The organism is Acinetobacter sp. S4400-12, assembly GCF_024129495.1.
Classification (GTDB): Bacteria; Pseudomonadota; Gammaproteobacteria; order Pseudomonadales; family Moraxellaceae; genus Acinetobacter; species Acinetobacter lwoffii_C.
This window is the reverse complement of the sequence record NZ_JAMXYB010000001.1, coordinates 21,988-43,174: the sequence shown is the minus strand read 5'-3', so window position 1 is coordinate 43,174 and position 21,187 is coordinate 21,988. Positions and strand designations below refer to the sequence as shown.

Annotated in this window: 21 protein-coding genes; 7 read left to right on the top strand and 14 right to left on the bottom strand. The window is 46.5% G+C overall.

The window, feature by feature from the left end; genetic code table 11:
* Window positions 1-16 precede the first annotated feature (16 nt).
* The 3 genes from gpmI to lptF form a co-directional block, all read right to left on the bottom strand.
* Entirely contained in the window at window positions 17-1,564 is a 1,548-nt protein-coding gene (gene gpmI / locus NI461_RS00185; protein WP_151206628.1) for a 2,3-bisphosphoglycerate-independent phosphoglycerate mutase, read from the bottom strand.
* 123 nt (window positions 1,565-1,687) lie between these two features.
* The gene (gene lptG / locus NI461_RS00180) at window positions 1,688-2,758 is read right to left on the bottom strand and encodes an LPS export ABC transporter permease LptG (RefSeq protein ID WP_151204057.1); all 1,071 of its coding nucleotides are present in this window, start codon (window positions 2,756-2,758) and stop codon (window positions 1,688-1,690) included.
* A 2-nt stretch (window positions 2,759-2,760) separates the two neighbouring features.
* Window positions 2,761-3,861 carry an LPS export ABC transporter permease LptF gene (gene lptF, locus NI461_RS00175; protein ID WP_253156041.1) on the bottom strand — a complete coding sequence of 367 codons (1,101 nt, stop codon included), beginning with the start codon at window positions 3,859-3,861 and terminating at the stop codon, window positions 2,761-2,763.
* Between the two features lie 156 nt (window positions 3,862-4,017).
* Here lptF and NI461_RS00170 point away from each other — a divergent pair, with 156 nt between their 5' ends.
* Genes NI461_RS00170 through NI461_RS00160 form a run of 3 tightly spaced genes read left to right on the top strand, consistent with a single transcriptional unit; the run spans window position 4,018 to window position 6,507 of the window.
* Window positions 4,018-5,466, top strand: coding sequence for a leucyl aminopeptidase (locus NI461_RS00170; protein ID WP_151206626.1), 1,449 nt, complete (start codon window positions 4,018-4,020; stop codon window positions 5,464-5,466).
* Window positions 5,459-5,866: a DNA polymerase III subunit chi gene (locus NI461_RS00165; RefSeq protein WP_151206625.1), complete on the top strand. Its 408-nt coding sequence runs from the start codon at window positions 5,459-5,461 to the stop codon at window positions 5,864-5,866. Before NI461_RS00170 ends, NI461_RS00165 begins: the two co-directional genes overlap by 8 nt.
* A gap of 26 nt (window positions 5,867-5,892) precedes the next feature.
* Window positions 5,893-6,507, top strand: coding sequence for a hypothetical protein (locus tag NI461_RS00160; protein ID WP_151206624.1), 615 nt, complete (start codon window positions 5,893-5,895; stop codon window positions 6,505-6,507).
* A gap of 244 nt (window positions 6,508-6,751) precedes the next feature.
* Here the strand turns inward: NI461_RS00160 and NI461_RS00155 are convergent, their stop codons facing one another.
* The 7 genes from NI461_RS00155 to glnK form a co-directional block, all read right to left on the bottom strand.
* A complete protein-coding gene (locus NI461_RS00155) occupies window positions 6,752-7,303 on the bottom strand; it encodes a VTT domain-containing protein (protein WP_151206623.1) in 552 nt (183 codons plus the stop codon).
* A 109-nt stretch (window positions 7,304-7,412) separates the two neighbouring features.
* Window positions 7,413-8,072, bottom strand: coding sequence for a riboflavin synthase (locus NI461_RS00150; RefSeq protein ID WP_151206622.1), 660 nt, complete (start codon window positions 8,070-8,072; stop codon window positions 7,413-7,415).
* Window positions 8,073-8,094: 22 nt separating this feature from the next.
* Complete coding sequence (locus NI461_RS00145; protein ID WP_151205585.1) at window positions 8,095-9,387, bottom strand: DNA adenine methylase; 1,293 nt, start codon at window positions 9,385-9,387, stop codon at window positions 8,095-8,097.
* Window positions 9,384-10,472 carry a bifunctional diaminohydroxyphosphoribosylaminopyrimidine deaminase/5-amino-6-(5-phosphoribosylamino)uracil reductase RibD gene (gene ribD, locus NI461_RS00140; protein WP_151206621.1) on the bottom strand — a complete coding sequence of 363 codons (1,089 nt, stop codon included), beginning with the start codon at window positions 10,470-10,472 and terminating at the stop codon, window positions 9,384-9,386. The genes NI461_RS00145 and ribD overlap by 4 nt, the downstream gene beginning before the upstream one ends.
* Window positions 10,469-10,939, bottom strand: coding sequence for a transcriptional regulator NrdR (nrdR, locus tag NI461_RS00135; protein ID WP_151206620.1), 471 nt, complete (start codon window positions 10,937-10,939; stop codon window positions 10,469-10,471). The genes ribD and nrdR overlap by 4 nt, the downstream gene beginning before the upstream one ends.
* 140 nt (window positions 10,940-11,079) lie before the next feature.
* Window positions 11,080-12,474, bottom strand: a complete 1,395-nt coding sequence (locus tag NI461_RS00130) for an ammonium transporter (RefSeq protein WP_151206619.1) — start codon at window positions 12,472-12,474, stop codon at window positions 11,080-11,082.
* 59 nt (window positions 12,475-12,533) lie between these two features.
* Window positions 12,534-12,872, bottom strand: coding sequence for a P-II family nitrogen regulator (gene glnK, locus NI461_RS00125; RefSeq protein ID WP_151204174.1), 339 nt, complete (start codon window positions 12,870-12,872; stop codon window positions 12,534-12,536).
* A 398-nt stretch (window positions 12,873-13,270) separates the two neighbouring features.
* Here glnK and NI461_RS00120 point away from each other — a divergent pair, with 398 nt between their 5' ends.
* Both NI461_RS00120 and NI461_RS00115 read left to right on the top strand, forming a co-directional pair.
* A complete protein-coding gene (locus NI461_RS00120) occupies window positions 13,271-13,498 on the top strand; it encodes an accessory factor UbiK family protein (protein WP_151206618.1) in 228 nt (75 codons plus the stop codon).
* Between the two features lie 65 nt (window positions 13,499-13,563).
* Window positions 13,564-15,054 (top strand): YifB family Mg chelatase-like AAA ATPase, encoded by a 1,491-nt coding sequence (locus NI461_RS00115; protein ID WP_151206617.1) that lies wholly within the window; start codon window positions 13,564-13,566, stop codon window positions 15,052-15,054.
* A gap of 52 nt (window positions 15,055-15,106) precedes the next feature.
* Here the strand turns inward: NI461_RS00115 and NI461_RS00110 are convergent, their stop codons facing one another.
* Entirely contained in the window at window positions 15,107-15,835 is a 729-nt protein-coding gene (locus tag NI461_RS00110) for a TorF family putative porin (RefSeq protein ID WP_151206616.1), read from the bottom strand.
* A 578-nt stretch (window positions 15,836-16,413) separates the two neighbouring features.
* Between NI461_RS00110 and NI461_RS00105 the strand changes: the two genes are divergently transcribed.
* A complete protein-coding gene (locus tag NI461_RS00105) occupies window positions 16,414-17,772 on the top strand; it encodes an OprD family outer membrane porin (RefSeq protein ID WP_151206615.1) in 1,359 nt (452 codons plus the stop codon).
* A gap of 97 nt (window positions 17,773-17,869) precedes the next feature.
* Here NI461_RS00105 and ppa read toward each other — a convergent pair whose 3' ends face one another.
* Both ppa and NI461_RS00095 read right to left on the bottom strand, forming a co-directional pair.
* Window positions 17,870-18,406: an inorganic diphosphatase gene (gene ppa, locus NI461_RS00100; protein ID WP_151204156.1), complete on the bottom strand. Its 537-nt coding sequence runs from the start codon at window positions 18,404-18,406 to the stop codon at window positions 17,870-17,872.
* Window positions 18,407-18,526: 120 nt separating this feature from the next.
* Window positions 18,527-18,925, bottom strand: a complete 399-nt coding sequence (locus tag NI461_RS00095) for an MAPEG family protein (RefSeq protein ID WP_151206614.1) — start codon at window positions 18,923-18,925, stop codon at window positions 18,527-18,529.
* Between the two features lie 99 nt (window positions 18,926-19,024).
* On the opposite strand from NI461_RS00095, the gene NI461_RS00090 reads away from it, so the two are divergent.
* Window positions 19,025-19,405, top strand: a complete 381-nt coding sequence (locus NI461_RS00090; protein WP_151204154.1) for a hypothetical protein — start codon at window positions 19,025-19,027, stop codon at window positions 19,403-19,405.
* Between the two features lie 60 nt (window positions 19,406-19,465).
* Here NI461_RS00090 and NI461_RS00085 read toward each other — a convergent pair whose 3' ends face one another.
* On the bottom strand, window positions 19,466-21,142 hold the full coding sequence (locus tag NI461_RS00085; RefSeq protein WP_151204153.1) for an AMP-binding protein: 1,677 nt from the start codon (window positions 21,140-21,142) through the stop codon (window positions 19,466-19,468).
* Window positions 21,143-21,187 lie beyond the last annotated feature (45 nt).

Below are 21,187 nucleotides of genomic sequence, written 5' to 3'. Positions count from 1 at the left end.
GTATATAGACTAAAAATTATGCATGCAGCTCAATCAGGTTACGCCCCTGCATTTCAGCCGGAACCGGAAGCTGCATCAGGTTGAGTAAGGTCGGCGCCACATCTGCCAGTACGCCGCCTTCAATAATCGTTGCAGAGCTTGGACCGACATAGATAAACGGAACCAGCTCAGTGGTATGCTGGGTATGTACCTGACCACTGTGATAATCCTGCATTTGCTCTACATTACCATGGTCTGCCGTGATGATCATATGGCCATTTTTCGCCATAACAGCGGCATACACACGCCCCAGACAAGTATCTACGGCTTCAACCGCTTTAACGGCTGCATCAAATACACCCGTATGGCCTACCATGTCACCATTTGCATAGTTCACCACCAGTAAATCATATTCACCGGAGTGAATGGCTGCGACCAGTTCATCAGTCACTTCATAAGCGCTCATTTCTGGTTTTAGGTCATAAGTCGCTACGTTGGGTGATGGAATCAGGATACGTTTTTCACCTGGATATTCATCTTCACGGCCACCGCTAAAGAAGAACGTCACATGGGCATATTTTTCAGTTTCAGCAATACGCAACTGGGTTTTTCCCAGATTTGATAAATACTCACCGATTGAGTTCACCAGCGCTTCCGGCATATAGGCAACCGGTGCATCAATGGTGGCCTGATAACGGGTCAGCATCACGAATTTTGACAGGCTTGGCAGCACTTGACGCTCAAAACCGGCAAAATCTTTTTCGACAAAGGCACGCGTTAATTCACGGGCACGGTCCGCACGGAAGTTCATAAACACCACGCTGTCACCATCCTGAATTTTCACGATGTCACCAATACGTGTAGCCTTGACGAACTCATCCGATTCCTCTGCGGCATAGGCAAGTTCTAGACCCTCAACGGCAGTCGTAGCAGTACGCACCGCTTCACCTTCGGTCAGCAAACGATAAGCCTGCTCGACTCGATCCCAGCGGTTGTCACGATCCATGGCAAAATAACGACCGATCAGGCTGACGATACGGCCCTGGCCCGGATATTGAGCAAACAGTGTATCGAGTTTTTGCAAAGAAGGCTGTGCGCTCTTTGGTGGCGTATCACGGCCATCCAGAAAGGCATGCAAATAGACTTGGGCACCACGTTTCAGTGCCAGCTCAGCCATCGCGACGATATGATCTTCGTGAGAATGTACCCCGCCTTCAGACAACAGGCCGAGAATATGCACCGCACCCTGGCTTGCTTTGGCCTTTTCCACGGCATCGACCAGTACTTCATGCTCAAAGAAAGCGCCTGTCCGGATATCTTTGGTAATACGGGTAAAGTCCTGATACAGCACCCGGCCAGCACCCAGATTCATATGACCGACTTCAGAGTTCCCCATCTGGCCATCCGGCAGACCTACATCTTCACCAGAACCAGAGATCAAACCATGCGGATGCTTGTCCTGTATAGCAGTTAGATTTGGTCGTTTAGCTGCTAAAAACGCATTGTCTTCGACCGCTTCGCGATGACCCACACCATCCATAATCACCAAAACGTGAGGGATTTTGCCAGCAGTTGCATCCGCCATAATGAAATACTCTTTTAGCCTACGAATTAATCGCCCTAGTTTACAGAATTTTGTAAAAAGAGGCCATGACTGGAGATGGTTCAAGCCGCTTGTTACAATTGATTCGCTCTATTTTCCTGCGTCTTAGCGTGCCCGATGCAGGAGATAGCCGCCGATTCCAAACATGATCAGAATGGGAATAAAAACAAACCATGCCGGAGATGGTGCATAGACCAGACTGGCATAACCCAGAAAGTCCTGTAGATAGAAAAAGCCGAGACCGGCAAACAAGGCAATCACCAGACGAAAACCCATGGATTGCTGGCGTAGCGGCCCGAAGATAAAGGAACAGGCAATCACCACCAAGGCAATCAGGGCAAACGGTGAACCCAGTTTTTGCCAGAATGCCAGCTGATACGTCTTGGGCACCTGACTATATTCATGCATATAACTCATAAAGCTTACCAGCTGGCTGGGTGCCAGATCTTCAGGGTCAATTGTCACCATATGCACATATTTCGGCTGTAATGCCAAGGCCAATGACTGTTCAGCATTGTTAACCAGTGTCGCATTGCCATTCGCGAGAATGTCCATCTGCTCGGTATTTTTCAGCTCCCAGGCGCCATCTTGTATAAAACGGCCGGTGCTGGCATGCAGGGTTCCGCGTAAACGATAGTTTTCATCGAAATCCAGCATCTGCACATTGCTGAGCTGGCCTTGCGAGTTGGCATAATTAATATAGATAAAACGCTGGCCTTCGCGGGTCCAGTAGCCGCGGACTTCTCCCAGCTGTGCTGCTTTCTGGGAATTTTTGACCATTTTGGCCTGTTCGTTGGTATACGGAATCACCCACTCACTTAAAGCAAAAGACAGAATCACCAGCAAAAGTGCTGAACGCATGACCCAGCCCACGATTCGCCACAGGCTGACGCCGGCGGCGCGCATCACAATCAGTTCACTATTGGATGCTAATGTCCCCAGGCCCAGTACCGCTCCAATCAGGGCTGAAATTGGCAGAATTTCATAAAGATAATTCGGTGCACCCCATAAGACATAATACAGAGCCTCCTTGGCTCCATACCCTTCTTTTAAGGAACCCAGCTCACCCAGATAGGTAAACAGAACCTGTAGACCGGAAAGTACTGCGGTGGCTCCTAGCATGGCCATAGCGGTGGTATAGGTCACATGTTTGGCCACTATACGACGTGCGAACATTGTTAAGACCTCACTCGCTGAATCTGTTTCTTAATTTTGGGAGCCAGCTTCTGCTTACGCGAGAACAGTGCCCCACCCACAGCATAGGCCAGTAGAATCAGAGGATAAGCCGCGATGCCCATTTCATTTTTACTGATCCGGGTTTTGACCGCCATCAGGGCCACAATCAAACTGGCAAAAATCATCAGTGCCGGAAAGAGTTTGAGATAACGCCCCTGACGCGGACTGACCTCAGACAGGCCTACTGCCAGAATCAATGCAATCACCATCGCAAATGGAACAAAAATCCGCCAGCCGAGTTCGCTGACCACGACCGGATCATCACGCTTCTGCCACAACTGCGATGTTGGTAAAGCCTCGACTTCATCACTGGCCAGCTCTGCCTCTTTATCATTTTCAATCCGCAGACGATAGCTGGCAAATTCCGCATGTGTATATTGCGGAGTCCCCGGGTAGATTTCATAACGGCGCCCCTGCACCAGATCGACCACATTCGCAGAATCATTGGGGATTTCTATTCGGGTTGCTTCCTGGGCCAGAATCATGACATCCGGCTTGCCTTCTTTTTCCGCACGCTGATAGAAGAAAATATCCTTTAAGTGTTTCCGGTCTTCCGATAAATCCCCAGCATAGATGGTATAAGGCCCAGAAGAGATAAACTCTTTGGGTCGCACCAGATCAAAGCCGGTACGTACCGCCTGACTGGTGGTTAAGGCCTCAAACTGGCGAATTCCCCAAGGCGAAGCCCATAACATTAAAAAGCCCTGTGCCATCAGATAGACCAGTGTGAGCGGAATCAGTAAACGCGCCAACTGATGCCGGCTGATACCACTGCCATTCAATACTGCCATTTCATGATCGACGTAAAGACGCCCAAAGACCAGAATTAGGCCGATAAAGAACCCCAAGGGAAGAATCAGGGTTAAGAATTCTGGTAAGCGATAGCCAATGATGCTAAACAGGATGCCTGCATCCAGACGGCCCTGAGCAGCTACACCAAAATACTTGATCAGTCGTCCCCCCATCATGATGAGGGTCAATAAGGCAATTACCACCAAAGAGGTCGATACTACTTGCTTGACCAGATAACGCCGAATAATCAAATTAATTCTTCCAAATTGAAGTCCATAAAATGGGTGCTAGTTTACCCGAATAGCAAAAATATAAAACCTGAGCTGTCATTCCCATTGAAAATCTGTTGAGATAAATGGTTCAATGATTGAATGATTCGCAAACCTACGCAGGCGTGAAAGCAGGATATGAAACTTACAATTAATACGTCATTCCCAGAGAATGGATCAAGTCAGTCTTTGTTGATTTTAGTCGACGCAGAACAAGTTCAGGAAATAACGTCACATTACCCGATCAGTCAATTCGACACATTAATTGAAGCCGCTCAATTCAAGGCAGGCCTTGCCGAGAGTCTGAGCCTGATCAATCAGCTCAGCCAGTGTCACTCTGCTGCGCTGATTGGACTGGGCAAAACTGCTGAATTACAGCCTGCTAAACTGGCGAAGCTTGCACAAACCATTATTCAATCCACACAGAAAAAATTCAAACAGATTTCTGTTGATTTGACACAACTTCCACAAGAATTGCACTATCTTTTTGCACTGGCCCTGACTCAGGCCAACTATGGCTATGACGAATACAAATCGAAGAAAAATGAGTTTATTCTGGAACAGATTGACCTGATCACCGCACAAAGCGCCTTAGATTCAGCACAGCTGCAGCTGATTCAGGCGGTACAGAGCGGCCAGAATCTGGCACGTGATCTGGGCAACCGCCCAGGAAATATCTGCTTCCCGGAATATCTGGCAGAACAGGCACAGGCCCTGGCAGCGGAATATCCAGACTTGTTGAAAGTCACCGTACTGGATGAGCAGCAAATGGCGGATCTCGGGATGGGTGCCTTTTTGGCAGTCAGTAAAGGTTCGGAGCGTCCGGGCCGTATTATCAGTATGGAATATCAGGCCGAACGTAGCGAAGCGCCTGTTGTGCTGGTCGGCAAAGGCATTACCTTTGATACTGGCGGCATTTCACTTAAACCGGGCGCAGGCATGGACGAGATGAAATACGACATGTGCGGTGCTGCTTCGGTACTGGGAACCATGCGTGCCCTGTGTGAAGCCCGTTTACCGATTCATGTGGTCGGCACAATTGCTGCGGCTGAAAATATGCCATCCGGCAAAGCGACCCGTCCAGGCGACATTGTCACCACCATGAGCGGCCAAACCGTTGAAATTTTAAATACCGATGCAGAAGGCCGTCTGGTTCTGTGCGACACCCTGACCTATGTCAAACAGTTTAATCCTGCGCTGGTAATTGATATTGCAACTTTAACCGGTGCCTGTGTAGTGGCGCTGGGTTCCGTGCTTACAGGCATGTTCACTCCGGATAACGAGCTGGCTGTCGAGCTGGAAACTGCTGGCCAGAACGCATTTGACCGCGTATGGCGCATGCCGGTGCTGGATGACTATCAGGAACAGCTCGATTCACCATTTGCCGATATTGCCAATATTGGCGGCCCTAAAGCCGGTTCAGTCACCGCTGCCTGCTTCCTGCAACGCTTTACCCGTGATTATCGCTGGGCGCATCTCGACATTGCCGGGACTGCCTGGAACTCTGGTCCCAATAAAGGCGCGACAGGCCGTCCAGTGCCACTATTAATGCAATTCCTGGCTAATCGTGTTCAAGTGAATGGCTAAGGTCAGCTTCTACTTATTTGAAAAAAGCCCTGAACGACAAGTGGACAGCACTTGTCGTTTATGCCGCAAGATTTTGCGTCAACCCGAACGCATCTGGCTGTATTGTGCCGATCCTGCCCTGCAGCAGGAACTTGATGAGCTGCTCTGGAGCTTTGATCCAGTCAGCTTTATTCCGCATGGTATTGAGCAGCCTGAGGCTGTGGTCTGTATTTCAGCACAGCTCCCCAAACAGCCGGGCTGGATTATTTTTAATTTTAGTCCGGAAGCACTTGAACCGGATGCGAAATTTAGTCACATTATTGAGATTATTGAAAACAATGAGCCGGCCAAGCAGCTGGGGCGTGAAAAGTTCAAACAATATCGCCGTTTTGGTATTCAACCTCAGACCTATAAACTTTAAGCAAGACGATAAACAAGGAGATGCAAGTGGCATTAAATGTAGGTCCAGATTTTAAACAGCGCTGGTTAAATACGCCTGAGGCTGTGCGTCAGACCTTTATCGATGACCTCTCGCGGATCTGTGATGTACTCAAGCCTGAAACCGTTCTGGAAGAATGGCTGCTACATGATCAAAAATTCCAACTAGAATCGGAGCGCCGGATTGAAGCCGCCTATGCACAGCGCAAGGCTGAACTGATTGAAGAGGCTCGTATTCGAAGACAGCAGGCACTGGAAAAAGCCCTAAACAAAAAACGTGCTGAAGTACAGGCCTATGCTGAACAGCTACGCCGGGATGAAGAACTCAAATTTGCTGAACAAAACCGAAAATTAATCGAAATGCGTCAGCAGCTTGATACTGAGATACAGCACTACACCGCGCGTTATCAAAAAAACCCTGAACAGGTGCTGGATTTTTCTGCAGGTCAATACCGTATTGAAGATTCCCAGATTCGGTCTGAACTCGACAGTGTACGTTTACGTCTGGAACTCGAGGCCGAAAGTGCCATTGAACAAACAGTGAATGCACTACGCGATAAGCTGCGTGCTGCCGCCAAAGAAGAAATTGACTATATTCTTCAAAATTCTAATCTATCACAATAGGCTGAGCCATACTCACACTGGCCGCTATCTGATTTGATTTTTTTCTTATAGCGCTGTGATTGGTCTGAAAGAACCAAACATCCAGGGTTCATCAATAAATTCAAGGTAAATCTAAAAGTTTTTATCTATGCATGGTCGATCGAAGCCTTAAAAATTCAACAAGACAAGGGCTTTGGACGCGCGATCTGCTCCAAGCCGTACAGGCCGAATAAAAAATAATCAAGCTCAGTTCAGCTCTAAAACGTCAAAATTTAAAAAGGTCAGCCAGCATAAAGGCGGTATTACCAAGAATATAGCCCACCCCCAACAGGCTGCTAATCCAGAGTACTCCACCAACCACATTATACAAACTAAAGGTCATCAGGTTCATATGCCCGGAACCGGCGGCAAAAGGTCCGAAGGAACGCACAAAGGGAATAAAACGTGCAATCAGGATAGTCTTGCCGCCATGCTTCATAAAATAATGATTGGTTTTGACTATATATTCCGGCTTGAAAAAGCGTGAATGCTCATTGAAATACTTCAGCCCTAGCGCTCTGCCCGTGTAGTAATTGACGGTATATCCCAGAGTAGAAGCAATGAACAGTAATAAACCGACAGAATGTAAGGTGATCAGGTCTGTCGTCGAGCACAGTGCCCCGATGGCAATTAGCAGGCTATCGCCAGGCAGGAAAAAGAAAAATACTGAGCCGGTTTCTGCGAAAATCACCAGGAACAGAATCGCATAGATCCATACCCCATACTGGTCTAGCAATAAGGGCAAGGATTGTTCAAGATGAAGTAAAAAATCGAGCATTCGATCTGTCCATTGGGGCTAAAATCGCAAGTTATACGCGGTATTATCTCCAAAAACAAAAAAACAGTCTAATTTTTCAACTAGACTGCCGGGAATTCTGGAGTTGGACTTATTTTAAAAAGCCATTTTCAGCCAGAAACTCCATACTGATTTTTGATTGCTGGGTGGTTTCTGCGGCCTTATCTCCCAGCAGCAAACGCTCGATATAACGGGCCAGCACATCAACTTCCAGATTTACTTTTGTCCCGACTTTCCAGCTACCGATATTGGTCCGCTCAGCTGTATGCGGAATCAGGTTCAGGCTGATGACACTGCCACGTAAATGGTTAATGGTCAGACTGATGCCATCAACGGTGACTGAGCCCTTCTCTGCCAGATATTTGGCAATTTCAGCCGGTGCCGTCACTTCATAATATACCGAGCGAGCATCTTCACGAACGATGGTAATTTCACCCACGGCATCGACATGCCCAGATACAATATGCCCACCAAAACGGGTGGTGGGCAGCATGGCTTTTTCAACATTCACAGGCTGTCCGACTTTCCATTGTCCCAGTGTGGTCCGGTTCAGGCTTTCACGCGACACATCCGCTGCATACCAGTTCTCGCCCCAGTCAATCACGGTCAGGCAAATACCATTGGTGGCAATCGAGTCACCGAGATGTACATCCGACATATCCAGATCGGTCTGAATACGTAAACGCACATCCCCTCCGACACTTTGCAGACTTTCAACTTTGCCCAGACTTTCAATAATACCTGTAAACATCTTTATTTCCTTTTTTATGCGCTTACCACAAGGCCAACTGGGTACTGACCCCGGTTGTATCTACACCGCCCAGCTCTGCATAATGATGCAACTGGCTCAGCAGCTGACGGATGGGTGGGCCTGATTTGGCATGCGTATCGGTAATCACAATAAATTCGAGTACGCGTGCACGTTCTGACTGGCGCTGCTTGCTGACCCGATAACGTGGCACATCCTGGGTTAGCAGAGTCACACGACCGCGTTTCAGGTTGGCCTGCAATAAATCGGTCGCACTGATATTCCCGTCGGTGGAATAACTGGTCAGAATAAAACGTGCATTAATCGTGGCCAGCAAGGTCTCATACGCCTCTTTGGCATACTTGGAAGAGTTGTACTGGCTCGGACGTTCTTTACGCCAGGCGCGGTCAATACCACTCTTGAAGCCCTTGGTATCTGGTGTCGGCAGATCGACCTGATCCCATAAAGTCAGCGCATTCAGTACATGATAATTACTGCTATAGGCATGCTGGTTATACGGCGGATCCAGATACGCCACATCGACCTCAAAACTGCTCATCTGATTGGCCAGATGTTGGGCATCCACACACCACATTTCAGCGGTCGGCCCTTGATGTTTCTTGTCTTCACAGAAGCGGCTTGGCGTCAGCCAGAGTAAAGATTCAATCCGTTCCAGTGCGGTCTGGGTCTTGCCGCCCCAGCCATGATGGAAACTTTTAAATACGCCGGAAGTATTGCTGACAAAACTGGCTGAATATAATAGTGGTGCCAGCAAAGCACTCATTTCGACATCATCAATTGCACCTTGTGCCTGCCAGGTGGCAATCTGCTGGCGGATTGCATCAATCCGCATCCCGTTACGGCGTTTAAAAAACAAACGGTCACGCGACGGATCATAAATTTCATCATTACGTGGACACAGGTTATGCGTCACCCAGCCTTTGACTTCGGGCAGACGGTTTAGATAATCAATGGCTTTCTGATAGCCCCCCAATTCTTTAAACGCTGGTGCCTCAGTACAGGCCAGCACCGCATGATTCAGCGCATGACTGTAGGGTTCCCAGTCATTGGCAATCACCCGGTAACCGTTTTGACGAGCCAAACGTGAGACCACACCAGAGCCGGCAAAGAAGTCGGCAAAAATAGGAGCACGGCCATCAGTACGGTTTAAGGTGCCTGTACTCTCAAGCGCTTCCAGAATTAAATGCAGCAGACGGCGTTTGTTGCCCAGATAAGGAACCAGCTGATGGAAAAGATACTCATCGGTGGTACGCGCCGCATGGCGACGTTTATGATAAACCGTAGACTCTGAACTCATAGTGTCTCTTGAAAAGGAATTAACCTGAAGCGCACATCCTCACCGAAGCGAGTTACATCGCGCAGCTTAAATCGGAGTTGTTCGGCCATACGGCTGAATTCTGCATTAAACATAGTACGTGCAGAACGGCCCAATAGGGTGGGTGCAACGTAACTGATCAATTCATCAACCAATTGTTCTTGTAAAAATGCCGTAGATAAGGTCGCCCCTGCTTCCACCAGCACATCATAAATCTGGTACTGCCCAGCCAGCTGAGCCAATAATTGTGTTAAAGGCTGCACTGCTAATTGTAACACACCCAGATCAGCCAGCTCTTGACGGAATGGCCCCATGACCATCACGCTGTCAGGCTGCGCTAGAATTTTCGCTGTCAATGGCAGACGGCCTTGGCGGTCTAAAATAATCCGTTTTGGCTGAACCACCGTGCTCATGTCATCAACACCATTGAGCTGACGGACATTTAACTGGCAGTCATCTGTAAGTACAGTCTCAATGCCGGTCAGGACCGCACCAGAAATGGCGCGCCAATGCTGCACGTCCTGACGCGCCTCGGTTCCGGTAATCCATTTCGATTCACCGGAAGCCATAGCAGTACGGCCATCTAAACTCGAGGCAACTTTAAGGCGCACATAAGGCATCCCGCTGGCCATCGCTTTCAAAAAACCTTCATTTAAGGCGTGGGCTTCTTTCTGAGCGATCCCCACTTCCACTTCAATGCCGGCATCTTGCAAGATCTGTACACCCTTACCTGCCACCAGGGGATTCGGGTCAGGACAGGCCACCACCACCTTGGCCACACCGGCCTCAACCAGCCCTTTGGCACAGGGTGGCGTACGGCCATAATGTGCACAAGGCTCCAGAGTCACATAAGCGGTTGCCCCACGTGCCTGCTCTCCGGCCTCGCGCAGTGCAAAAACCTCTGCATGTGGCTGTCCGGCTTGAGGATGAAAACCCTGACCGACAATCACCCCATCTTTCACAATCACACAGCCAACATTCGGATTCGGCTTGGTGGAATACTGGCCCTGCCGCGCCAGTTCAATAGCACGATGCATCCAGCTCTGTTCCCGCTTGAATTCAGTCATGTCTGGTCTTGATTTTCGCGTAGTTGCATCTGTTCAATCTGACGGCGAAAAGCTTCGACATCCTGAAAATCCTGATAAACCGAGGCAAAACGGACATAAGCGACATGATCCAGCGCGAATAACGACTGCATGACAATTTCACCAATCGTTCGCGACTTCACATCACGTTCTCCCAAGCGACGGATCTGCAGCTGGATATCACTGAGTACGGTTTCAATCTGTTCCTGTGTCACCGGACGTTTCTGCAAGGCATGCATCAGAGAACGGCGCAATTTGGCTTCATCAAAGGGTTCATTTTTACCATCCGATTTGATGACACGCGGCATCACCACTTCATAACTTTCAAAAGTCGTGAAACGTTCATTACAACTGATACATTCGCGGCGGCGGCGAATCTGACAGCCTTCAGCGGCCAAGCGTGAATCAATCACTTTACTGTCGGCAGTATTGCAAAATGGGCAATGCATAGCGGTTTAATTGAACAAATCCTGTTGAGTCCCGAGTGTAGCAAAATTTGCAAACTTTGTAGAGTCTTACGCAATATATAGAAAAAAAACAGCCCATATGAGCTGTTTTGCACTATATATTGATTATAGGGTATTGATTATTATTCGACACGTTCGCCGTGTTGGCTCAAATCCAGTCCTATGCGTTCATCCTCAGAGCCGATACGAATACCCATGAGTAAATCGAGCAGTTTCAGGATCACAAAAGTCATAAGGGCAGAATAAGCGATGGTGGCCAGTACCCCTTCAATCTGAATCCAGAGCTGGCTTATTATATGATCAGGTGCCTGGTCCCCCATAATAAATTCACTGGCGAAGAAGGCGGTCAGGATCGCACCAACAATCCCCCCTACACCATGCAGCCCAAAAGCATCTAGAGAGTCATCGGCTTTCAGGGCACGTTTCAATCCGGTAATGCCCCAGAAGCACACCATTCCCCCTATTAGGCCCATAGCCAGTGCACCGCTGACCGTCACAAAACCTGCTGCTGGCGTAATCACCACCAGACCGGCAACTGCACCTGAGACTGCACCCAGTACAGACCCCTTACCACGCACTATTTTTTCTGTGATTAACCACGAGATGGCTGCAGCTGCCGCGGCGACCTGGGTGACCACCAGCGCATAGCCGGCAGCACCATTTGCTCCGAGCGCCGATCCGCCGTTGAAACCGAACCAGCCAACCCAGAGCAGGCTGGCCCCCATTACTGTCAGGGTCAGATTATGCGGTGCCATCGATTCACGGCCCAGTCCCATACGTTTGCCCAACATATAAGCCGCCACCAGACCGGCAATACCGGCATTAATATGCACGACAGTACCGCCCGCAAAATCCAGCGCCCCATCATTGCCTAGCCAGCCCCCACCCCATACCCAATGGGTAATCGGTGCATACACCACCACACTCCACAGGGCAATAAAAGCAATGAAGGCACCAAATTTCATACGCTCTGCAATCGAGCCACTAATAATCGCCACCGTAATAATGGCAAAGGTCATTTGAAAAATCACAAACAGGATTTCAGGAAGTGTGCCGATAAGCGTGTCGGGGCGAATACCGGCCAGCATGAATTTATCCAGCCCCCCCATAAAGCCATTGCCTTCACTAAAAGCCAAGCTATAACCCAGAAAAACCCAGCTCAGGCTCACCACGGCGGCGGCAATAAAGCTATGCGCCATCGTAGAGAGCACGTTTTTCTTACGTACCATCCCACCATAAAAGAGGGCCAGACCGGGAATGGTCATGAACAGGACCAAAGCGGTAGATACCAGAATCCAGGCGGTATCACCTGTGTCTAATGTAGATTCTTTTTCTGTTTCTGTTGGAGTAGTGGCAGCAAGCGCGGTGGGCGCTTGTGTAGAGGTAGTAGGATGGGGGTCATGGCGCAATAAATTATCTGATGTGGAGACCGGTACTGTTGCAGGCTGCTCAGCCCAAGCAACAGAACCGCCCAAAAGTGCGCCCGACAAGCTGAACGCAAGTAGCATATATTTCATTTTTATCCCCGACCAAGTTTTTTGTGAGTTATTCGATACTCAGCAAACTTCGTGCCAAATTAGACAGCATCTGCACCTGTTTCACCGGTACGGATACGGATCACCTGCTCCAGATTAGTAACGAAAATTTTACCGTCACCGATCTTGCCTGTACTGGCTACACGCGTAATAGATTCAATTACTGCCTCCACCATTTCATCGCTGATCGCGATTTCAATTTTGACTTTTGGCAGGAAATCTACAACGTATTCAGCACCACGATACAGTTCAGTGTGGCCTTTTTGACGACCGAAGCCTTTAACTTCAGTGACAGTGATACCTTGCACACCAATTTCAGATAACGCTTCACGCACGTCATCCAGTTTGAAAGGTTTTACGATTGCAGTTACGAGTTTCATGTTTGTTTTCCTTCGGCTTATTTCACCAGTAAGGTTTTATGTTCAAATTTCATGCCAAGATTTCTAAGGTCGGGGGAAATTAGAAAAATTAACATGATGTTTCTTTATACCCCATTTTATACTTATAACCAGTTGGATTCTGCAAAAATGAAATATTTTTTATGTAGATTAGGAGGAGCTGCTGACACTTCATCTATATGGGTGAAGACATATATTTTTTAGTTGATATGAGGCCTACCCAGGCCGTTCAGTCATTTTCAATAGGTGACTCACAACGGTAGAATAACCGCTGCTACAAGAGTACTGATCGAATCTGCCTATATTTTATCTGAAATACTAGGGTCTCTATTCTGGCAGTGATACACTGTTGCCTCATTTCCATGAGGATGAATCGGACCATGATTGAAACCCTGTTACAAGCGATTTTGCAACAAGTCGAACAGCCTAAAAAAGACTTGGAACACAACCTGCGTGCCTTATTAAATGAAACCGTGACCAAGATGGATCTGGTCTCTAAAGAAGAGATCGAGCGCCAGCGCACTGCTTTGCAGCATGCCAATCAGCGTTTAAATGACCTGTTAAAACAGGTTGATGCCCTTGAAGAGAAAATTTCCAACAAAAAATAAGCACCACATCAGTGCACAAAAGACGCCAAACTTATAAAAATAATGCACCCAATTGGAACAACAATATGTCTTTTGCCAAAATTTATACGCGGGGCTTATTCGGCCTACATGCCCCTTTAATTGAAGTCGAAGTTCATGTCAGTTCCGGCATGCCTTCTCTCACCATTGTAGGCCTACCTGAAGCCGCTGTCAGAGAAAGTAAGGATCGGGTACGTTCAGCCATTCTCAATAGTGGTTTTCAGTTCCCGACCAAACGCCTGACCATTAATCTTGCCCCTGCGGATCTGCCCAAGGATGGTTCACGTCTGGACCTACCGATTGCACTAGGGATTTTAGTGGCTTCGGGCCAGCTTCCGGAAAACTGTACCGATCATCTGGAGTTTATTGGCGAACTGGCACTGGATGGACAATTACGTTCTGTCACGGGCATTTTAAGTATCGCGATTGCCTGTCAGCAGGCACAGCATCAACTGATTTTACCAGGCAGTAATGCTCAGGAAGCCTGTCAGCTGCCCGATATTCAGGTGTTTGCTGCTCATCATCTGAAAGACGTCTGTGAACATCTGGCACAAACCCAACCGCTTCCTCCATTTACCCCTCCCCCTTCCGATCAGCATGTTGCTTATAAATTTGATCTGGCGGATGTGAAAGGCCAGTTAAGACCGCGTCGGGCGCTGGAAATTGCTGCAGCGGGTGGCCATTCCCTTCTGTTCCGTGGGCCGCCCGGTACTGGTAAGACTTTGCTGGCATCACGGTTAGCCAGTATTTTGCCACCACTCAATAGCCAGGAAAATCTTGAAGTGGCCAGTATCTACTCGATTGCCAATACCAGCCATCCGTTTGGACAACGGCCATTTCGTGCTCCTCATCATACTGCTTCTGCGATTGCCTTGGTTGGCGGAGGTTCACATCCTAAACCGGGGGAAATTACCCTGGCACATTTAGGTATACTATTTCTGGATGAATTACCTGAATTTGACCGCAAAGTCTTAGAAGTATTACGCCAACCGCTGGAATCCAAAGAAATCGTGATTTCACGGGCTTCCCGGCAAATCACTTTTCCAGCCAATTTTCAGCTCATTGCAGCGATGAATCCCTGCCCATGTGGCTATGCTTTTCATCAGGACAGTCGCTGCCAATGTTCACCGGACAGTATCAAGCGTTATCAGAACCGGATTTCAGGCCCGCTGCTAGACCGTATTGATCTGCATATTGATGTGCCTCCTTTACAGGCACACGAATTACAAAATACACAAGCCGCGGAAAATTCCGAATCGGTAAGACAGCGGGTTATTGCCGCCTATGAATTACAGATTCAGCGACAAAGTGCCCTGAATATGAGTTTAACTCCTCAGCAACTGGAGCAGTATGCGACTTTGGATCAAACTACCCAAAAGATGCTCGAACTGGCCCAGAAGAAATTAAATCTGTCAGCACGCGGCTATCATCGGGTCTTACGGGTTGCTCGCACTATTGCTGATTTAAATCAAAGTGAAACCATTCAAGGTCAGCACCTGTCAGAAGCGTTATCGTATCGCGGCCAGCATCAGCTCTGAATCAAAAAAGGCGACCGATTGTCGCCTTGATACACCTCTGGCTTTCTGTGCTTTAAAAACTGTAGCCCAGAGTAAATACCACTTTATTCTTCTGTTTTTCATCAAAGCGGTCATAACCGCCCAGTATATAATTCATACTGGCGCTCAGCCCTGTCTTGTCAAACTTTTTACTCAAACCGATGTCAAAATGACGAAAGCCAAAATGTTCAGTCGTACCTTCAAGATCACCTGATTTTTCGTAAGCATACAGCCCCAATGCGGTATCCAGATTGAAATCCTGCGCTAATGGATGGCGATAAGTCGCTTTAACATAGGTATCACCTGCATTGCCCCAGGTCACGTCCTCAAGCAAGGTTTGCACAGTCAGACCGAAGTCTTGATAAGTCAAACCCAATAAACTTTCAACACCATTGGCAGCGCTGGTATCAATATCATAGTAGTAATAATAGGTCAGACCAAGTGTATAGCCCCAGTCTTGCTTCATTGCACGATTGATCCCAAGATAAAGATTATTTTCAAAAGCATTCGGCAAGTTATCGCCATAATCCAGCGTAGAACCCCACCAGCCTGCATACACACCTGAGGCATGCTGATAGTTCAGCCCAGCCTGAAGAGTTGCATTTTTATTTTCAGGTGTATTGGTGATACCGCGCAGGTTATAGCTGGAAAGTATACTGATATTACCGGAAACCCTATGTTCAGCTGACGGTTCTTCCGCCAGACTCCAGCCAGAAACAGCACTGCCTAATCCAACCACTAATGTTTTTAACATGAATTTCATTCTTACCCCCAAACGCCTCAAGACGTACTTATGCTGATGTAGTGGACTCCAGTTAGGCGATGCAAGAGCTATGCCAATCAGCAGGGTAAAAAGCACAGTCGAATCAAATCAGTTTTTAATTTTTTTAATAATAAATGCAGTTTCAAAACGGATAAGAAGCCAGTAAATCCACACATGCTCTTATTCTGCGAAGATTTTTAAATCGTTTTTTTAAAGTCTATTTGGCTTTCAATAGTATTTTTACTGAAGAATAGGCGAACATGGCTGCAGAGTTAAATCTTTATCAATTGTTTACTATTCAAGCAAGTAAAACCTGACATGTAATAACTTTTCAGTCAAAACACGGCCTCATTAAATCGTTTCTCTTATCAACAGCTCGCCAAATTACAACTTAAGTTAATGTTTTTATTAAGTTTTATCTAAAAATTTATGTGGTTTCAACGGCTCTTATATAATTTTCACTAAAGCTTAAAGTTATAAACTTTAGTAGAAAATATTAAATAAAAATGACACTTTTTTAGCTAATCTTATACAATTCCTAAAATTTCCATTCACTTTGTATAAGGCTCTCTCCCCAAATGCAACAGAAAAAAAAATTAGCATTGGCAGTTTTAATTCAATCTGCCCTAGTCTCAACCGCATTTGCCAGTGAGCAAAGCGAATCTAAAGGTTTTGTTGAAGATGCAGAAGGTTCTGTCCTGTTCCGTACGGGTTATTTAACCCGCGATAAAAAAAATAGGGTGGCAGATACCAGTTCATTTGCGCAAACTGCAATTGTTAAACTGGACTCGGGCTTCACGCAAGGAACTGTCGGTTTCGGTGTGGGCATTATCGGAGATGCCTCTTTTAAACTGGGTGAAAACGGACATACTGGAAATGATATGCTCCCTACCCACCCTCAAGCTAATCCGGATGGTACTCAAGATGCTTACGACCACTGGGCTCGTGGCGGCGCATATTTAAAAGCTCGCGTATCGAATACTACAGCAACTTATGGGACTCAAGTTCTGGACTTACCTGTACTTGCAAGCAATACTGCGCGTTTAGTGCCTGAGTACTACACGGGTGTATTGGTAGAAAGTAATGAAATTGAAAATTTAAGCTTAACTGCAGGTAAGTTTACAGAAAACCAGCTTTCAGACCAGATCAATTCTGATGGTGCAGAGCTGGATCGTGCTGTGGTATGGGGGGCGAAGTACCAATTCAATGACAATTTAAATGCGTCTTACTACGGTACAGATATTAAAGATCGCCTGGACCGCCATTATATAAATGCCAATTACACCCAGGCCTTAGCGGATAAAAGCTCCTTAACTTATGAAGTCAGTGGCTATCATACGCAGTGGGATCGTGAAGCCAATGACAAGCTTTATTCATATATAGGCTCAGCAGAAGATAAATATAAAAACTCGATTTGGGCAGTTTCTACTACCTACAATACCGGTCCACATAATGTTATGGTGGCTTACCAACAAAACTTTGGTAATACTGGCTATGACTATGGTTTAGGGACAGGTGTAGGCGATGGCAAACAGAGTATTTACCTGCCTAACTCCTACCTGTCAGACTTCATTGGGAATGATGAAAAATCAGTTCAACTACAGTACACTTTTGATTTTGGTGCTGTAAATGTACCTGGCCTGTCTTGGACCTCTGCTTTTGTTTATGGCTGGGATATTAAAGCCAATAAAGCTGAGCATGCAATTCCAGATGATACAAACTCAGTAGTTATTGCACGCACTCTGACTAACAGTAATGCTCACGAACGCGAATTCTTTAACCAGGTGAAATACACTGTTCAGTCTGGTTTTGCCAAAGATGCAAACTTACGTCTTCGTCATTCTTACTATCGTGCAAGCGATGCCTATGAGACCACTTACATCGGTGATACCAACGAATGGCGTATCTGGTTAGACATTCCTGTGAAACTATTCTAAGTTGCTCGAATCTCAAGCCATAAAAAAACCTGCACATTGTGCAGGTTTTTTAATTTAAGCTTTAAGATTTAAAGACCTAAACTAACAAGAAAATCTATTATTTATTGGCTTCTGCATAAGCTGCAATTGAGTCCAGTACTTCTTGTTTTGCAACATCCGCACCTTCCCAACCGCTCAGTTTTACCCATTTTCCTGGCTCTAAATCTTTATAGTGCTGGAAGAAATGCTCGATCTGGCTAATCAATAGCGGAGGAAGATCGGTATATTCTTGAACATCTTTATAAATTGGAGTCAATTTGTCATGTGGAACTGCAACCAGTTTCGCATCAATACCGCCATCATCTTCCATATTCAATTTACCGACTGGACGGCAACGAATCACAGAGCCTGGCTCAACCGGATGTGGAGTAACAACCAGCACGTCTAATGGGTCGCCATCCAGGGATAATGTATTCGGTACATAACCGTAGTTTGCTGGGTAGAACATTGCTGTACCCATAAAACGGTCAACAAATAACGCGTCAGAATCTTTATCGATTTCATATTTGATCGGTGCTGCATTGGCAGGAATTTCGATAATCACATAGATGTCGTTTGGCGCATCTTTACCTGCTGGGATATTGCTGTAGCTCATAGCGTCACTCTTTAACAAGTTATATCTTTGAAAAAATCGCCACAATTATAACGGTTTTTGCAGATTTTTTTTGGTTTTAGCCGAGGGAACTGCAAATATGTTGACCCATTCCGGATTTAGTTAGACGATCTTGATAATTAATAGCAATAAAGTAATCGGGCACAAGATTGACAGCAGCCAGACGATAGACCTTAAAGTCGCCCAGTTGGCCAAATAGCAGATTCCGTACAACACACGAAACACCAGATAGGCAATGCCGAAAGTCATCACCAGTTTTTGTGAGATGACCATATATTCAGCTAATAAAATTGCAGCAATAAATAAAGGTAAACTTTCAAAGCTGTTTTGCTGGGCAGCATGGGCCCGACTGGCCAGTCCTGTCGCTTTATCTAAAAATGCTCTTGGATTCTGATTGTCTTTGGCACTAAAACCAGCAGATTTTTTGGCGATAAAGGTAAAAACATAAGGTAAAAGGCAGGCGGCCAAAATGAGATAGATAATCCCACTAATGCTGTACATCGTTTTTTCTCTTACAGGCTTTTATCGCTATCATAACATGGCATTTAGTGAATAAATTTTGTTAAATAGGGTGTTTTTATAAATATTGAAGGCTTCACGATGGTTGCACCTGATCAAAATGAAATGTTTGAGGTTCTCGAGAAACAACGTCAACATCAACGTCAAGTGGATCGTGTCTTAAAAATTGTCCTGCCGATTGTGGCTTTTTTACTGACGGTCATTTGTGCCAATATGAATGTCTGGTCTACCCTGTTCACTTTTGTTGTGTTATGGGTTGGCTTTTACGCGGTCGGAATCAAGCGCTTGCCGCTCTGGCATTGGATCATCGCCCTGCTGGTCTATTGTTTGCTGGATAATATTCTCAGCTATGGTGAATTTCACCAGAAAGGCTTTACCCGTCAGTTTGGGGCCATGTTTATTTTTCTGGGAATTGTCGGTGTAGGCCGGCCCTATTTTGATCGCTGGTTAATGAAAAAATAATCCATCAGAAAAAAGCGCCCTGAGGCGCTTTTTTCTTGGATAACTTAAGCCTTGGCTGAGTTAAGCAGTTTTACGTAGATCTTTGCGCAGGATTTTGCCGACGTTGGATTTCGGTAATTCATCCATAAACTCGACATAACGTGGACGCTTATAACCGGTCAGATTCTCTTTAGCATACGCCAAGATTTCTTCAGTCGTTAAAGACGGATCTTTTTTCACCACAAACAGTTTTGGCACTTCACCCGATTTTTCATCAGGCACACCAATAGCAGCCACTTCCAGAACTTTTGGATGTTTGGCAACCACTTCCTCAATTTCTGAAGGATAGACGTTAAAACCGGATACCAGAATCATGTCTTTTTTACGGTCAACAATCTTCACATAACCACGTGAATCCATCACACCTATATCACCAGTGCGGAAATAGCCATTCACCATAACTTTGGCTGTTTCATCTGGACGGTTCCAGTAACCTTTCATCACCTGAGGACCACGGATCGAAATCTCACCCTGCTCCCCGATTGGCACTTCATTGCCGGCATCATCCAGCATGGCTACGTCAGTCGATGGTAATGGAATACCAATCGTGCCGCTAAATTCTTCAGAGGCTGGCGGGTTTGCAGTTGCAACCGGAGACGTCTCCGACAGGCCATATCCTTCAATGATATTGGTACCGGTTACTTTTTTCCATGCTTCTGCGGTTGATGGCAGAACTGCCATACCACCGCCCATAGCCATCTTCAGACGGCTATGATCCAGCTGCTTGAATTCTTCATTATTCACCAGCGCATTAAACAGGGTATTAACTGCCGGGAAGAAAGTTGGCTGGTATTTACGCAATTCTTTCATCACTGCCGGCAGGTCACGCGGGTTTGGAATCAGGACATTCGCCTGACCTTTATACATGCCGTATAGCGCACAAACCATGAAGGCAAAGATATGATAGAGTGGCAACGCACAGAAAATACGGTCATCTGGCTGACCATCCTGCGCACCAAATTTACTCTGGAAAATTCCATCACACTGCAACATGTTGGCCACCAGGTTGCGATGGGTCAGTTCTGCCCCTTTAGACACCCCTGTGGTACCCCCGGTATATTGCAGCACTGCGGTATCATTGAGAGTCAATTCAGGACGTTTATAATTGTTCGGACTGACCTTGTTGATTGCTGTGTTGAACTTCACATGCCCAGGAATATTCCAGGCTGGAATCTGCTTACGTACCGAACGTAACACAAAGTTGACCAGCGTACCTTTTAAGGTACCCAGCATGTCACCCACAGAAGCAACAACCACATGCTTGACTGGAGTCTTACCAATAATGGCCTGATAAATAGATGCAAAATTTTCAATAATTACCAGTACTTCAGAACCTGAGTCATTTAACTGATGTTCAAGTTCACGTGAAGTGTAAAGCGGATTCACATTCACCAGTACCAAACCAGCGCGGAATACCCCGAGTGCCACGACTGGATATTGCAGAACGTTTGGCATCATGACTGCCACACGTGTACCTTTTGCCAGCCCCAAGCTTTGTAGATAAGTTGCAAATTTACGGCTAGCTTCTTCCAGTTCATTGAAAGTCATCACTTTATCCATAAAGATAAAGGCATCACGTGAACCAAATTTCTGAAAGTTACGTTCAAAAATATCTATCAATGAAGTATTTTCTGCTGGTAATTCTACAGTTTCCGGAATCCCTGTTTTTTGGTATTCAGCGAACCAAATTTTTTCCATAATCCCAATCTCTCCAATCATAATCCTTAGAATTTCAACTGTTTT